The sequence below is a fragment of the Micromonospora sp. NBC_01739 genome (genome assembly GCF_035920385.1).
Classification (GTDB): Bacteria; Actinomycetota; Actinomycetes; order Mycobacteriales; family Micromonosporaceae; genus Micromonospora.
On record NZ_CP109151.1, the window covers coordinates 1,140,658 to 1,155,326 of the forward strand.

Annotated in this window: 15 protein-coding genes and 1 riboswitch; of the genes, 11 read left to right on the forward strand and 4 right to left on the reverse strand. The window is 72.5% G+C overall.

Translation table 11 applies throughout. From position 1 onward, the window contains the following. Window positions 1-36: 36 nt before the first annotated feature. On the reverse strand, window positions 37-843 hold the full coding sequence (locus tag OIE53_RS05075) for an AfsR/SARP family transcriptional regulator (RefSeq protein WP_327025395.1): 807 nt from the start codon (window positions 841-843) through the stop codon (window positions 37-39). A 383-nt stretch (window positions 844-1,226) separates the two neighbouring features. On the opposite strand from OIE53_RS05075, the gene OIE53_RS05080 reads away from it, so the two are divergent. The 7 genes from OIE53_RS05080 (at window position 1,227) to OIE53_RS05110 (ending at window position 5,913) form a co-directional block, all read left to right on the forward strand. Then, on the forward strand, window positions 1,227-1,571 hold the full coding sequence (locus OIE53_RS05080) for a TcmI family type II polyketide cyclase (protein WP_327025396.1): 345 nt from the start codon (window positions 1,227-1,229) through the stop codon (window positions 1,569-1,571). Then, on the forward strand, window positions 1,558-2,280 hold the full coding sequence (locus OIE53_RS05085; protein ID WP_327025397.1) for an SRPBCC family protein: 723 nt from the start codon (window positions 1,558-1,560) through the stop codon (window positions 2,278-2,280). Before OIE53_RS05080 ends, OIE53_RS05085 begins: the two co-directional genes overlap by 14 nt. Further along, window positions 2,273-2,671, forward strand: a complete 399-nt coding sequence (locus tag OIE53_RS05090; RefSeq protein WP_327025398.1) for a cupin domain-containing protein — start codon at window positions 2,273-2,275, stop codon at window positions 2,669-2,671. Before OIE53_RS05085 ends, OIE53_RS05090 begins: the two co-directional genes overlap by 8 nt. Continuing rightward, a complete protein-coding gene (locus OIE53_RS05095; RefSeq protein ID WP_327025399.1) occupies window positions 2,668-3,942 on the forward strand; it encodes a beta-ketoacyl-[acyl-carrier-protein] synthase family protein in 1,275 nt (424 codons plus the stop codon). The genes OIE53_RS05090 and OIE53_RS05095 overlap by 4 nt, the downstream gene beginning before the upstream one ends. Beyond that, a complete protein-coding gene (locus OIE53_RS05100) occupies window positions 3,939-5,195 on the forward strand; it encodes a beta-ketoacyl synthase N-terminal-like domain-containing protein (RefSeq protein ID WP_327025400.1) in 1,257 nt (418 codons plus the stop codon). Before OIE53_RS05095 ends, OIE53_RS05100 begins: the two co-directional genes overlap by 4 nt. Continuing rightward, window positions 5,192-5,509: an antibiotic biosynthesis monooxygenase family protein gene (locus tag OIE53_RS05105; protein ID WP_327025401.1), complete on the forward strand. Its 318-nt coding sequence runs from the start codon at window positions 5,192-5,194 to the stop codon at window positions 5,507-5,509. The genes OIE53_RS05100 and OIE53_RS05105 overlap by 4 nt, the downstream gene beginning before the upstream one ends. A gap of 143 nt (window positions 5,510-5,652) precedes the next feature. Continuing rightward, complete coding sequence (locus tag OIE53_RS05110) at window positions 5,653-5,913, forward strand: hypothetical protein (RefSeq protein ID WP_013734497.1); 261 nt, start codon at window positions 5,653-5,655, stop codon at window positions 5,911-5,913. Between the two features lie 95 nt (window positions 5,914-6,008). Here the strand turns inward: OIE53_RS05110 and OIE53_RS05115 are convergent, their stop codons facing one another. Together OIE53_RS05115 and OIE53_RS05120 are read right to left on the reverse strand one after the other, a co-directional pair. Next, on the reverse strand, window positions 6,009-7,445 hold the full coding sequence (locus OIE53_RS05115; RefSeq protein WP_327025402.1) for a glycine hydroxymethyltransferase: 1,437 nt from the start codon (window positions 7,443-7,445) through the stop codon (window positions 6,009-6,011). Between the two features lie 19 nt (window positions 7,446-7,464). Then, window positions 7,465-7,554, reverse strand: a riboswitch (ZMP/ZTP riboswitch). Between the two features lie 66 nt (window positions 7,555-7,620). Next, window positions 7,621-9,096: a S8 family peptidase gene (locus tag OIE53_RS05120; protein ID WP_327025403.1), complete on the reverse strand. Its 1,476-nt coding sequence runs from the start codon at window positions 9,094-9,096 to the stop codon at window positions 7,621-7,623. Window positions 9,097-9,272: 176 nt separating this feature from the next. On the opposite strand from OIE53_RS05120, the gene OIE53_RS05125 reads away from it, so the two are divergent. Then, the gene (locus OIE53_RS05125) at window positions 9,273-10,244 is read left to right on the forward strand and encodes a DNA polymerase domain-containing protein (RefSeq protein WP_327025404.1); all 972 of its coding nucleotides are present in this window, start codon (window positions 9,273-9,275) and stop codon (window positions 10,242-10,244) included. Window position 10,245: 1 nt separating this feature from the next. Here the strand turns inward: OIE53_RS05125 and OIE53_RS05130 are convergent, their stop codons facing one another. Beyond that, window positions 10,246-10,749 carry an Lrp/AsnC family transcriptional regulator gene (locus OIE53_RS05130; RefSeq protein ID WP_393337812.1) on the reverse strand — a complete coding sequence of 168 codons (504 nt, stop codon included), beginning with the start codon at window positions 10,747-10,749 and terminating at the stop codon, window positions 10,246-10,248. A 104-nt stretch (window positions 10,750-10,853) separates the two neighbouring features. Between OIE53_RS05130 and pdhA the strand changes: the two genes are divergently transcribed. Genes pdhA through OIE53_RS05145 form a run of 3 tightly spaced genes read left to right on the forward strand, consistent with a single transcriptional unit; the run spans window position 10,854 to window position 14,463 of the window. After that, entirely contained in the window at window positions 10,854-12,020 is a 1,167-nt protein-coding gene (gene pdhA, locus OIE53_RS05135) for a pyruvate dehydrogenase (acetyl-transferring) E1 component subunit alpha (RefSeq protein ID WP_327025405.1), read from the forward strand. Next, window positions 12,020-13,036: an alpha-ketoacid dehydrogenase subunit beta gene (locus OIE53_RS05140; RefSeq protein WP_327025406.1), complete on the forward strand. Its 1,017-nt coding sequence runs from the start codon at window positions 12,020-12,022 to the stop codon at window positions 13,034-13,036. The genes pdhA and OIE53_RS05140 overlap by 1 nt, the downstream gene beginning before the upstream one ends. Next, entirely contained in the window at window positions 13,033-14,463 is a 1,431-nt protein-coding gene (locus OIE53_RS05145) for a dihydrolipoamide acetyltransferase family protein (RefSeq protein ID WP_327025407.1), read from the forward strand. Before OIE53_RS05140 ends, OIE53_RS05145 begins: the two co-directional genes overlap by 4 nt. Window positions 14,464-14,669 lie beyond the last annotated feature (206 nt).

The window sequence follows — 14,669 nt, forward strand, 5'->3', positions numbered from 1 at the left end:
CGCCGACGGTCGATCCGGTGACGTCGGGCCATCTGATCAGCCACCCCGGCGGGTCGGCCGGATGGCCGGGTGCCGGCAGGGCCCCGAGGCCGCCTGACTGGCCCGCCGGATCGGTTCCAGGGTCTCGTCGAGCAGGGCGCTCATCGCCGGGGAGGGCTCCAGCCGCAGCTCGCGCAGCAGCAGGTCCCGGTAGACGTAGTAGGCGTGCACCGCCTCGAAGGCGTTGCCCTCGGCCAGGTGGATCCGCACGATGAGCCGGTGCGGGGTCTCCCGCAAGGGCTCCGCGGCCATCGCCTCCAGGGCCGCGTCCAGCGCCTCCCCGTGTCGTCCGGCCCGCAGGTGGTGGCCGGCCACCTGCTCCAGCATGTGCAGTCTGAGTTGGCGCAACCGTTCCCGGTCGGTCGACACCCAGTCGTCGTACCAGCCGGGCAGCAGGTCGTGCCGGCCGGCGGCGAGACTGTCCGCCGCGTCGGTCGGGGTCTGTCCGTCGCGTACCCGGGCGGCGACGTCGACCAGTCGGTCGACATCGACCTGTACGGCCGGATCGAGACGCACCGTGTCCGCGCTGGTGGTCAACGGGCAGTACGGGTCCTGGCGCAGTCGCCACAGCGCGGTGCGCAACGAGGACAGGGCCCGCTCCTCCGTGTTCTCCGGCCACAGCAGACCGGCCAGATGGGTGCGGGTCGTGGCGGGGCGCAGCCCGATCAGCGCGATCACCCGTTGCAGGCCACGCGGCACCACCACCGGGGACCCGTCGTGGGTCAGCCGGAAACCGCCGAGCAGATGCAGTCGGATCTGCGCGTTCCGGGGCTTCCCGGTGGTCGGCGTGGGCGATTCGGCCACGGGCACCCCCTGCACAACGGGTGGTCTGCGGGTCTGGCCGTTGCCCCGGCGTGGCCGCCGCGACGCCACTGTCGACTGCGAACATCGCGCCACGGGCCTGCGCGAAGCCGGGTCGGACCGTCGTGAAGGCTATCAATAGTGGTTACTCTGGGTCAATGACTGTGTCGGTCGGGCAACTCATGGGTCGTCTCTGAGAATGGCTCTGAACTGGCAAATCGCAGAGATCTTCGGGCTGAGGCTGCACAGTCAGGGCCATCGGATGCGTCAACGCAGCGTCACGAAGGCCGGGGTCGGTGGGGGGTGCCGTTGACGCCGGGGTGACGGCCTGATCCGCAAGGTGTGCCCAGTCGACCGGGACACCGGGCGGTGGGGGAGGAGCCGACATGGACCGAACGCTGATCGTGGCGAAGGTGGTCCCGACCGCCGAGAAACTGGTCGCCGAGATCTTCGCCGAATCCGACACGACCGAACTGCCCCACCTCGTCGGGGTCTCACACCGGTCGCTGTACCGGCTGCACGACCTGTACGTGCACCTGTTGGAGACCGACACGCCGGGCGACGGCGCGGTCGAGGCGGCCCGGGAGCATCCGGAGTTCCTCCGGATCAGCACCCGACTGCGCCCGTACGTCACGCCGTACCTGCCGGACTGGCGTTCGCCTCGGGACGCGATGGCCCGCTGCTTCTACCGCTTCGACGCCGAACCGAGGAGGGACCATGACCGTCACTGATGGCGGCTCGCTGACCGAGGAGATCACCGACATCCTGGTGACCAACTGCGGGCTGGATCCGGCGGCGGCCGCCCGTGAGCCGGCCGCCTCCCTGGAGGAACTGGGGATGGACTCCCTCGCGTTGCTGGAACTGACCGCCGTCGTCGCCGACCGGTGGCGGGTACGCATCCCCGAGCAGGCCGCCCGGCTGAGTATTCCGGCCGTGGCCGACCTGGTCTCCCGGGGCACCGCCCCGCCCGGGCACACCGAGAACAGCATCGTCATCGCCGCCCCCCTGGAGCTGGTCTGGTCCGTCACCAACGACGTGGCCGGCTGGCCCGACCTGTTCACCGAGTACGCCCGGGCCGAGATCCTCGGCACCGAGGGCGACACCGTGCGGTTCCGGCTGACCATGCACCCCGACGAGAACGGGGTGGCCTGGAGTTGGGTCAGCGAACGCACCCCCGACCGGGCCACCCGGCAGGTGCGGGCCCAGCGGGTGGAGACCGGCCCCTTCGAGTACATGCGCATCCACTGGATCTACACCGAGGAACCGCAGGGGGTACGGATGACCTGGGTGCAGGACTTCGCGATGAAGCCGACCGCGCCGCTGGACAACGCCGGGATGACCGAGCGGATCAACGCCAACAGCCAGGTGCAGCTCGCCGTCATCAAGGAGCGGATCGAACGGCTGGCCGAGGCCCGGTCCACGGGAGGCGACGATGCGTGACCTGGCCCTGGTGGCCGCGCGGGACGTGCCCGCGGACCGCCGTCGCGGTGGCGAACTGCGGGTGCTGCTGGGCCCGCGTACGGTCGGGGCCACCTCCGGCTTCATGGGGGTGGCGAGCATGGCGCCGGGGGAGCGGATAGCGGAGCACTACCACCCGTACAGCGAGGAGTTCCTCTATGTCGTCCGGGGTGCGATCACGGTCGACCTCGACGACGAACCGGTAACCCTGACCGCCGGTGAGGCCCTGTTCGTGGCCCGCAACGTCCGTCACCGGCTGCGCAACACCGGTGACCTCCCCGCCGAGGTGGTCTTCCACCTGGGCCCCTTGGCCCCCCGCCCGGAACTCGGCCATGTCGACACCGAGCTGGTCGAGCAGCGGGACGGGTCGTGACCGGCCGGCAGACCGTGGTGACCGGGATCGGGGTGGTGGCCCCCGGCGGGGTGACCCGGGACCGGTTCTGGAAGACCATCACCGAGGGGCGCACCGCCACCCGCCGGATCAGCTTCTTCGACCCGACCCCCTTCCGCTCGCAGATCGCCGCCGAGTGCGACTTCGATCCGGACGCCGCCGGACTCACCCTGGCCCAGCGGGGACGCGCCGACCGGTACGTGCAGTTCGCGCTGGCCTGCGCCGCCGAGGGGGTCGCCGACAGCGGCCTGACCCTCACCGACGCCGAGCGGAACCGGGCCGGGGTGGTCCTCGGCACCGCCGTCGGCGGCACCATGGCCCTGGAACAGGAGTACGTGACCGTCAGCGACAGCGGTCGACACTGGCTGGTCGACGCCGCCCTCGGCGGCCCGTACCTGTACCAGGCGCTGGTGCCGAGCAGCCTGGCCGCCGACGTGGCCTGCGCCCACGGCCTGCACGGCCCGGCCCAGGTGGTCTCCACCGGCTGCACCTCCGGCATCGACGCGATCGGCTACGCCCACCAGTTGATCGTCGACGGGGAGGCGGACATCGTGCTGGCCGGCGCCGCCGACTCGCCCATCTCCCCGGTCACCGTGGCCTCCTTCGACGCCATCGGGGCCACCAGCCCGGACAACGACGACCCGGCGCACGCCTCCCGGCCCTTCGACGCCGACCGGCACGGCTTCGTGCTGGCCGAGGGGGCCGCCGTGCTGGTGTTGGAGGAGGCCGGGCACGCCCGGCGCCGCGGCGCGCACATCTACTGCGAGGTGGCCGGCTACGCCAGCCGCAGCAACGGGTACCACATGACCGGGCTGCGTCCCGACGGGGTGGAGATGGCCCTGGCCATCGGTGACACCCTGCGTCAGGCCGCGATCGCCCCCCAGGAGGTCTCCTACATCAGCGCGCACGGCTCCGGCACCCGGCAGAACGACCGGCACGAGACGGCCGCCTTCAAACGGGCCCTGGGGTCGGCGGCGTACCGGGTGCCGATCAGCTCCATCAAGTCGATGGTCGGACACTCCCTGGGTGCGATCGGCTCCATCGAGATGGCCGCCTGCGCCCTGGCCATCGAGTACGGAGTGGTGCCCCCCACCGCCAACTGGACCACCCGGGACCCGGAGTGCGACCTGGACTACGTGCCCAACGAGGCGCGGGAGGTGCCGGTGGAGGTGGCCCTGTCGGTCGGCAGCGGCTTCGGCGGGTTCCAGTCGGCGATGCTGTTCCGTCGGCTGGCCCGGCAGGGGACCCGGTGAGCGAGCAGCGTCGCCGGGCGGTGGTGACCGGCATCGGGGTGGTCGCCCCCAGCGGGATCGGCAAGCAGGCCCACTGGCGTACGGTGCTCTCCGGTCAACGGCGTACCGGCCCGATCACCCTGTTCGACGCCGCCGGGTATCCGACCCGACTGGCCGGTGAGGTGCCGGACTTCGAACCGGCCCGCTACATCGACAACCGGGTGCTGGTGCAGACCGACCGCTGGACCCACCTGGGATTCGTGGCCACCCGACTGGCCCTGGCGGACGCCGGCCTGCCCGAGCGTCCGCTGGACCCGTACGGCTGGGCGGTCACCCTGGCCAGTTCCTCCGGCGGGAACCTGTTCGGCCAGCGGGAGTTGCAGCGGCTCTGGTCCTCGCCGAGCCGCACGGTCGGGGCGTACCAGTCGATCGCCTGGTTCTACGCGGCCAGCGTGGGTCAACTGTCCATCGCGCACCAGGCCAAGGGGCCCTGCGGGGTGCTGGTGACCGAGTCGGCCGGCGGCCTGGACAGCCTGGCCCAGGCGGTACGCATCATCCGCCGGGGGGCCCGGGTGGTGCTGGCCGGGGCGACCGAATGCCCGCTCAGCCCGTACGCCCTGGCCTGCCAACTGCGCTCCGGCCTGCTCAGCGGGGCGGACGACCCGCGGCGGGCCTACCTGCCCTTCGACTCCGCGACCAGCGGCTACCTGCCCGCCGAGGGAGGGGCCGTCTTCGTCGTCGAGGAGTACGAGCACGCCCGGGCCCGGGGGGTGCGCGGCTACGCCGAGGTGACCGGCTGGGGTGCCACCCACGACGCGGCCCACACCACCGCCGACAGTGCCGGTGACCCCCACCAGTACGCCCGCGCCATGCGGCTGGCCCTGGGCCGGGCCGGGGTCGAGCCGCACGAGGTGGACCTGGTGGTGCCGGACGCCCTGGGGGTGGCCCGCTACGACCGGGCCGAGGCCACCGCGCTGCGCGCGGTCTTCACCGGTACGGCACCACCGGTCAGCACCCACAAGACCCTCACCGGGCGGGCCCACCAGGGCGGCTCGGCCCTGGACGTGGCCACCCTCCTGCTCGCCTTCGCCCAGGACACCCTGCCTCACTCGGCCGGCCCGGAGCAGGTGGCCGAGGGCTGCGAACTGGACTTCCTGCGTGAGCCCCGTCGTCCCCGTACCCGGGTGGGCCTGGTCTGCGCGCGGGGCTTCGACGGTTTCAACAGCGCGCTGGTGCTGCGCGGCACCGGCCCGGCCGGAGAGGACCAACCATGACACGAGGACGGGTCGTCTTCCTCGTCCGGGTGCCCACCGAGCGCACCGAGGACTTCCTGCGGGCCTACGAGGGGGTACGGCACCTGGTCGCCGACGGGGTGCCGGGGCACCTGGTCGACCAGGTGTGCCGCTCGGCCACCGACCCGGAGCAGTGGCTGATCACCAGCGAGTGGGCCAGCCTGGCCGACTTCGAGGCCTGGGAACGCAGCCCGGAACACCGGGACCTGGTCCGGCCGATGCGCGAGTGCTTCACCGACGCCCGGTCCCTGCGGTTCCACGTCCACGCCCAGACCCCGGTCCCGACCGGGGGGTGAGCGGCCGGATTGGGAGTGTGCCGATGACGTCGACCGATCGGCCCAGCGGTCAGCGGGGTTCTCACCGGAGGACTGACGTAGCGCGTTCACCCGTTTGCTACCTGTGACGGCCCCCGTGTTCTTGTCCTGGATGGACGGTCATAATGGATCGCATGGTTGCCTGGGAGTACGCCTTGTTGGTCCGCCGCTATCAGGGGCAGGGCCGGAACTTTCACGTCACGTTCGTCTGGTACGGCCCCGACGGGTCACGCAAGGATGTCACCGCCTACGGTGACACCGCGGTCGCCCATCTCAACCGGGTCGGCCGGGAGGGCTGGGAACTCGTCACGGCCGCCGAGGACGTGAACAACGTGCAGGGCAGCACCGAGGTCCACCGCTACCACCTCAAGCGCCCGCTGAACTGAGCCGTGCCCTGACCCGACGGGTAAGCGGCAGGCGGCAGTGCAGAGCGGCCGGTCCGGCGCCGCAGGGCGCCGGACCGGCCGGAAAGATGTGTCGGTCAGCCCAGGTCGACGCTGGGGTACAGCGGGAAACCGGCGAGCAGCTCGCTGGCCTGGCGGCTGACCTTGTCCGCCAGGGCCGGGTCGAGGACGTACTTGGCCTTCGAGGCCGTGCCGTCCGGGTTGGCCCCGGCGCTGGTCTGGCTGAGCACGGTGTGGATCAGCTCGGCGGTGGCGTCCATCTCCGCGGTGCCCAGCCCACGGGTGGTCAGGGCCGGGGTGCCGATCCGGATGCCGGAGGTGTACCAGGCCCCGTTGGGGTCCTGCGGCACCGCGTTGCGGTTGGTGACGATGCCCGAGTCCAGCAGGGCCTGCTCGGCCTGCCGGCCGGTCAGCCCGTACCCGGTGACGTCGATGAGCACCAGGTGGTTGTCCGTGCCCCCGGTGACCAGCTTCGCGCCCCGGCGCAGCAGGCCCTCGGCCAGCGCCTGGGCGTTGTCGACGATGCGCTGGGCGTAGTCGGCGAAGTCGGGGCGGCGGGCCTCGGCCAGCGCGACCGCCTTGGCGGCCATCACGTGCGGCAGCGGGCCGCCGAGCACCATCGGGCAGCCCCGGTCCACCTGCTCGGCCAGTTCCGGGCCGCAGAGCACCATGCCACCGCGCGGACCCCGCAGCGACTTGTGGGTGGTGGTGGTGACGATGTGGGCGTGCGGCACCGGGTCGAAGTCACCGGTGAAGACCTTGCCCGCCACCAGGCCGGCGAAGTGGGCCATGTCGACCATGAAGGTGGCCCCGACGGAGTCGGCGATCTCCCGCATGATCCGGAAGTTGACCTTCCGGGGGTACGCCGAGTAGCCGGCCACCAGCACCAACGGCCGGAACTCCCGGGCTACCTCGGCGACCTTGTCGTAGTCGACCAGGCCGGTCGCCGGGTCGGTGCCGTAGCTGCGCTGGTCGAACATCTTGCCGGAGATGTTCGGGCGGAAGCCGTGGGTGAGGTGCCCACCGGCGTCCAGGGACATGCCGAGCATCCGCTGGTCGCCCAGCTCCCGGCGCAGGGCGAACCAGTCGGCCTCGGTGAGGTCGTTGACGTGCCGGGCCTGGGCCCGCTTCAGCGCGGGGGCCTCCACCCGGTCGGCCAGGATCGCCCAGAAAGCCACCAGGTTGGCGTCGATGCCCGAATGCGGCTGCACGTAGGCGTGCGCCGCGCCGAACAGCTCCCGGGCGTGCTCGGCGGCCAGCGCCTCGACCGTGTCGACGTTCTGGCAGCCGGCGTAGAACCGGCGGCCCACCGTGCCCTCGGCGTACTTGTCGCTGAACCAGTTGCCCATCGCCAGCAGGGTGGCCGGCGAGGCGTAGTTCTCGCTGGCGATCAGCTTGAGCGACTCGCGCTGGTCGGCCAGCTCCGCGCCGATCGCGTCGGCGACGCGCGGCTCCACGGAGCGGATGACCTCCAGGGCGCTGCGGAAGGCGGTGGACTCGGCGTTGGGCGACATGCGACCTCCTGACGACGGTGCGGAAGGCCCAGGCGCTCGGCGTGCGTCGTTGTGACGGGACCGCTTCCCGATGGTGCTCCATCCCCACGCGCCAGTCACGGCCCGCGCCGATCCTACCCGGTGCGGTGTCGGCCCTCGGTGGGGTCCGGTCCCGGGTGCGGCAGCCCGTCCGGGGTCACCGCACCGCCCGGTCGGCGTTGACCAGGCCGGCGCCGTGGAAGCCGTTGCGGGTACCGCCCTGGCAGGTGGCCGAGTAGTCGGCCGGGTTCGGCAGCAGCGGCACCGGGTCGTAGCGGCCCGCCGGGCAGGTCTGGGGCACGGCGGTGCGCTCCAGCAGCGCCGACAACTGCCCGGCATTCATGCCGGGGTGCACCGACCGGGCCAGGGCCGCCACCCCGGTGACATGCGGAGCGGACATCGAGGTGCCCTGCTTCCACCCCCAGCCGTCGGTCCGGGTCACCGTGTTGTAGGTGGTCGACAGGATGGCGTCCGTGGTGGTCGGGACCAGGCCCTGGGTACGGATCCGGCTGTCCCCGCCGGGGGCGGTCACATCGATGACCCCCTGGCCGTACGAGGAGTAGTAGCTCTTGGCTCCGGTCGGCCCGACCGCGGCGACGGTCACCACCCCCGGGGCCTGGGCGGGCAGCACGAGGCAGGCGCCGGTGATCTGGCGTACCTCCGGTATGCCGTTGTTCGGGCTGCCGGAGTCGACGAACCGGTGGGCCAGGTCGTAGTTGGCGTTGCCGGCGGAGGCCACATGCAGCACCCCCTTGCTCTGCGAGTAGCGCAGGGCCCGCTGCACGGCCTGCCACACCGGGCGCTGGCGGGGGTCGTTGCGGCAGTTCAGCTCCCACGGGTCCAGGTAGTAGCTGTTGTTGGTCAGCTGCATGCCCTGCTCGGCGGCCCACATGAAGCCGCAGACCGCGGCCTCCGGATAGATGTAGCCCTCGTTGTCGACGACCTTCACCGCGGCCACCTTGACCCCGGGGGCCACCCCGGTAACCCCTACCCCGTTGCGGGCGGCGGCGATGATCCCGGCCACATGGGTGCCGTGGTCGGAGGTGGTGGGATTCCAGGCCGCCTCGCTGGGGTCGGCCACCCCACCGAGGCAGGAGACGCTCTTGTCCCGGGCGATCTGGGTGGCCAGGTCGGGGTGGCTGCTGGAGATGCCGCTGTCCAACACCCCCACCACCACCTCGGCGCCGCCGGTGGTGACCGTGTGGGCCCGCGGCAGGTCGATCATCGGCATGGCCCACTGCCGGTCGAAGAGGGGCTCGGCGTCCGGGTCGGCCGTCGGGGCCGCCGCCTCGGCCTCGGTCAGCTCCACGGTGTGGCCCTCGTCCAGGACGGTGCCCAGCCCGGCGGTGGGGGCCACGGACTCGATCCCCGCCCCGGCGGCCTGGGTGACGAAGTCACGGTTGGCCGAGCGGACGATCAGCACCCCGATCTGCCGGTAGTCGGCCACCACCCGCCCGTCGGCGGCGGCCACCCGCGCCAGCGCCCGGTCGACTGTGCCGCCCTGGGGTGCGAGCACCAGGTAGGTGGCCTCAGGGCCGGTGGCGGAGGCGGTGGCCGTGCCGGTGGCGGTGCCGGTGAGACCGACACCGAGGGCCACGGCGGCCGCCACGGCGAGGGCCGTACGACGGAGCATGTTCACTCCCCTCCCCAGGGTGTTACCCGCCGGGCGGGCTCCTGGCGGGAGGCGGCCCGGCGGTGGCGGACGGCGTGCCCGCCCTTCAAGACCACAAGCGTCCTGTCGATTTGTGGCGTTACAGCCCAGGTGCTGTTGCGCCGCATCCGGCCGACACCGCCCCTAGGGTGAGGTCCATGACACGCGCGGCCGAGGAGATCCAGGTGGGGCGGCGGGTGGTGCGCGTCTCCAGCCCGGACAAGCCGTACTTCCCGGAGCAGGGCCTGACCAAGCTGGACGTGGTGCGCTACTTCCTGGCCGTGGGTGAGGGCATCCTGCGGGCGTTGCGGGACCGGCCGACCATGCTGGAACGGTGGCCCCGGGGGGTGTTCGAGGGGGCGACCGTCGCCACCCGGCAGAGCAACCGGGGGGACGCCTTCTATCAGAAGCGGGTGCCCGCCGGGGCGCCCGACTGGGTGGGCACCGCCCATCTGACCTTCCCCAGCGGCCGGACCGCGGACGAGGTGGCACCGGGGGAGTTGGCCGTGGTGATCTGGGCGGTCAACCTGGGCACCCTGCGGTTCCATCCGTGGCCGGTGACCCGCGCCGACGTCGAGCGACCCGACCAGTTGCGCATCGACCTGGACCCGATGCCCGGGATCGGGTTCGACCAGGTGGTGCCGGTGGCCCAGGAGGTACGCGCCTTCCTGGAAGAGTTGGGCCTGGTCGGCTACCCCAAGACCACCGGCGGGCGTGGCCTGCACGTCTACCTCTCCATCGAACCCCGGTGGAGCTTCGGCGACTGCCGACGAGCCGTGCTGGCGCTGGGCCGGGAGATGCAGCGCCGCCGCCCCGACCTGGTCACCACCACCTGGTGGCGGGAGCAGCGGGACCGGCCGATCTTCATCGACTTCAACCAGATGGCCCGGGATCACACCATGACCTCGGCGTACTCGATCCGGCCCACCGCGGCAGCCCTGGTGTCCGCGCCGCTGGACTGGGCCGAGTTGGACCAGGTCCGGCCGGAGGACTTCGACGTGCTGAGCATGCCGGGCCGGTTCGCCGAACGCGGCGACCCGCACGCCGGGTTGGACGGCCGGCGATTCGGTCTGGAACCCCTGCTGGAACTGGCCGACCGGGAAGGGCTGGCGGCGCCACCGCAGCGGTGAGCTACGACCAGGGGCTGTTGACCCCGGCGTACTCCTCGAAGACCAGCCAGCTGCGGGTGGACAGCACCCCGGAGATGCGCTGCACCCGGTCCAGCACCACGTCCCGCAGGGTGGCGTTGTCCGGCGCACGGACCAGGGCCAGCACGTCGTGCTCGCCGCTGAGCAGCGCCACATGCTCGACGTAGCGCACCCGGGCCAGCTCCGCGGAGACCTCCCGCCAGGTGTTCTGCCGGATGGTCAGGGCGATGTACGCCGAGGTGCCCAACCCGGCCGGTTCGGGGGCTACCCGAGCGGTGAACCCGGTGATCACCCCGTCCCGGACCAGCCGCTCCACCCGGGCGTACGCGTTGGTCCGGGACACATGCACCCGCTCGGCCAGGGTACGGATGGAGATCCGCCCGTCGCGGGTCAGTTCGTCCAGCAGCCGACGGTCCACCTCGTCCAGTTGTGCCGAACGTCCCGTGGCGCTCGTCACGGCCGGGCCCTTGACGGTCTCCTGGCCCACACCAGCCTCCCTGAGGTGCCAATCATCCCGCGTTCTCCGGGGATCTTGAGTCAATCATCCGACCACAGGAGCATAGGGCCACCACATGTCCAGGAGGTTCCGCCGTGACGACGACCCCCCAGACGGCGCGCAGGGCATCCCCGCGAAAGCGCCGGCCGGCCACCCCGGCCGCACCGGACCCGTCCGCCGGCCTGATGCCGCAGGCCGAACCGGTCCGGCTGCTGAACTCCGACGGCACCCCGCTGCCGGCCCACCCCGACTATCCCGAGCCGCCCGTCGAGGCGCTGCGCGAGATGTACCGGCGGATGGTGATCGGCCGACGCTTCGACGCGCAGGCCACCGCGCTGACCAAGCAGGGCCGGCTGGCCGTCTACCCCTCCTCCCGAGGTCAGGAGGCCTGCCAGGTCGGCGGGGTCCTCGCCCTGCGCGAGGACGACTGGGTGTTCCCCACCTACCGCGAGTCGATGGCGCTGACCGCCCGGGGCATCGACCCGGTCGAGGTGCTCACCCTGCTGCGCGGCGACTGGCACTGCGGGTACGACCCCACCGTGGTGCGTACCGCCCCGCAGTGCACCCCCCTGGCCACCCAGTGCGTGCACGCCGCCGGTCTGGCCTACGGCGAGTCGTACCAGGGTCGCGACACGGTAGCGTTCGTCTACATCGGTGACGGCGCCACCAGCGAGGGCGACTTCCACGAGGGGGTCAACTTCGCCGCGGTGTTCAAGGCGCCGGTCGTCTACTTCGTGCAGAACAACCGGTACGCGATCAGTGTCCCGCTGTCCCGGCAGACCGCCGCCCCGACCCTGGCCTACAAGGGAGTCGGCTACGGGGTGCCGAGCGAGCAGGTCGACGGCAACGACCCGGTGGCGGTGCTGGCCGTGCTGAACCGGGCGGTCGCCCACGCCCGGGCCGGCAAGGGCCCGTACCTGGTGGAGGCGCACACCTACCGGATGGAGCCGCACACCAACGCCGACGACCAGACCCGCTACCGCGACGCCGAGGAGGTCGAGGCCTGGCGCGACCGGGACCCGATCGCCCGGCTGGAGAGCTACCTGCGCGCCCGGAAGGCGCTCGACGACGCCGCCGTCGCCGAGATCGCCGAGGAGGCCGAGGCGTACGCCGCACGGCTGCGCGAGCGGATGAACGCCCAGCCCACGGTCGACCCGCTGAGCCTCTTCGAGCACGTCTACGCCGAGCCCACCCCGCAGTTGGTGGAGCAGCGGGAACAGGTCCGCGCCGAGTTGGCCGCGAGCCAGGAGGAGGACGCCTGATGGCCACCATGACGATGGCGAAGGCCCTCAACGCCGCCCTGGCCGACGCGATGCTCGACGACGAGCGGGTAGTCGTCTTCGGCGAGGACGTCGGCCAGTTGGGCGGGGTCTTCCGGATCACCGACGGTCTCCAGGCCCGCTTCGGCGACAAGCGCTGCTTCGACACCCCGCTGGCCGAGGCCGGCATCGTCGGGTTCGCCGTCGGGCTGGCCATGTCCGGGCTGCGCCCGGTGGTCGAGATGCAGTTCGACGCCTTCGCGTACCCGGCCTTCGAGCAGATCGCCTCCCATGTGGCGAAGATGCGCAACCGCACCCGGGGGGCGCTCAGCGTGCCGATGGTCATCCGGGTGCCGTACGCCGGGGGCATCGGTGGGGTGGAGCACCACTGTGACTCCTCCGAGGCGTACTACGCCCACACCCCGGGCCTGAAGGTGATCACCCCGGCGACGGTCGCGGACGCGTACTCCCTGCTGCGGGAGGCGATCGACGACCCGGACCCGGTGGTCTTCATGGAGCCGAAGAAGCTCTACTTCGCCAGCGGCGAGGCGGACCTCTCGGCGCGTACCGAGCCCTGCGGTCGGGCGGTCGTCCGCCGGCCCGGCCGCGACGCCACCCTGGTCGCCTACGGCCCGGCGGTGCCGGTCGCCCTGGAGGCCGCCGAGGCCGCCAAGGAGGAGGGCTGGGACCTGGAGGTGGTCGACGTACGCACCATCGTGCCCTTCGACGACGCCACCATCGCCGCCTCGGTACGCCGGACCGGCCGGTGTGTGGTGGTGCAGGAGGCGCAGGGCTTCGCCGGGGTGGGCGCGGAGATCGCCGCCCGGGTGCAGGAGCGCTGCTTCCACGCCCTGCACGCGCCCGTGCTGCGGGTGTCCGGGCTGGACATCCCGTACCCCGCGCCGATGCTGGAGCACACCCACCTGCCCTCGGTCGACCGGGTGCTCGACGCCGTGGCCCGCCTGCAGTGGGACGACCAGCCGGACTCCCGGTGGCTGACCGACGGGGTGCCGGCATGAGCGACCAGGTCTTCCTTCTGCCCGACCTGGGGGAGGGGCTCTCCGAGGCGGAGATCGTGCAGTGGCGGGTCGCGGTCGGTGACGTGGTCACGGTCGACCAGACCGTGGTCGAGGTGGAGACCGCCAAGGCCGTCGTGGACGTGCCCTGCCCGTACGCCGGCCGGGTGGTGGCCCTGCACGGCGCGGAGGGCGAGGTACGCCCGGTCGGCCAGCCGCTGATCACCGTGGCGGCGGACGGCGCAGCCGAACCGGTCGGGCACGCCGTCTACCGGGAGGAGGAGCGGGCCGGTTCCGGCAACGTCCTCATCGGGTACGGCACCGGCCACGGCGGGGCCCGCCGCCGTCGGCGGGCCCGCCCTGTCGCGTCGCTGGCCTCGCCGGCTTCCGCCCTGGCTGCTTCGACTCCGGCCGCCCCGGCTCCGGCTGCTTCGGCACCGGTGGCCCCGGCCCCGGTTGCTCCGGCCCCGGCTGCGGTGGCCGCGCCCATGCCGTCGCAGTCGGTCGCGGCCCTGGTCATCTCGCCGATCGTGCGTCGGCTGGCCCGCGAGCGCGGGGTGGACCTGGCCACGGTACGCGGCAGCGGGCCCGGCGGGGTGATCCGGCGGGCGGACGTGGAGGCGGCCGCCGACGCTGCGGCCTCGCCCATCGCCGCGGCCTCGCCCGTCGGCACGGCCTCGGCCACCGGCACCGGCGAGCAGCCGGCGGCGCACCTCGGGCTGTCCCCGACCGGCGCCGGGGACGTGGTCATCCCGCTGACCGGCATCCGCAAGGCGATCGCCGACAAGCTCTCCCGCAGCCGCCGGGAGATCCCCGAGGTGACCATCTGGGTGGACGCCGACGCTACCGCCCTGCTGGCGACCCGGGCCGCGATCAACGCCGCCCGCCCCGACCAGCCGGTGAGCATCCTGGCCCTGCTGGCCCGCATCTGCCTGTCCGGGCTGCGTCGGTACCCGCAGCTCAACGCCCGGGTGGACACCGAGGGCCAGCGGATCGTGCAGTCCGCCGGGGTGCATCTGGGCATCGCCGCCCAGACCGACCGTGGGCTGCTGGTCCCGGTGCTCCGCGATGCCGACCGGTTCACCACCGCCGAGTTGGCCGCCGAACTGGCCGCCACCACGAAGGCGGCCCGGGCCGGTGAACTGCCACCGGCCCGACTGACCGGCGGCACCTTCACCCTGAACAACTACGGGGTGTTCGGTGTCGACGGCTCCACGCCGATCATCAACCACCCGGAGGCGGCCTTGCTGGGGGTGGGCCGGATCATCGACAAGCCATGGGTGGTCGACGGTCAGCTGGCGGTACGCAAGGTCACCCAGCTCAGCCTCACCTTCGACCACCGGGTCTGTGACGGTGGGGTGGCCGGTGGGTTCCTGCGGCACGTCGCCGACTGTGTCGAGCGGCCGGAGTTGCTCATCGCCGCCGTCTGAGCCGCCCCGAACCTCGCGCCCGGCATCGGTACGGATGCCGGGCGCGTTCGGCGTCGGCACCGGCGTCCGGGCACGGGTGGGGACATTCCCCGCAGGCCACCCGTTGCCGCGCTGGCCGGTACTGCCGGGGCCGTTGCGGTCTGGAATTCGTAAAAGCGTCCTGGCCGCGCTTTTCGCCGCGCTTTTCTGAATGGCGAAAATGTCGC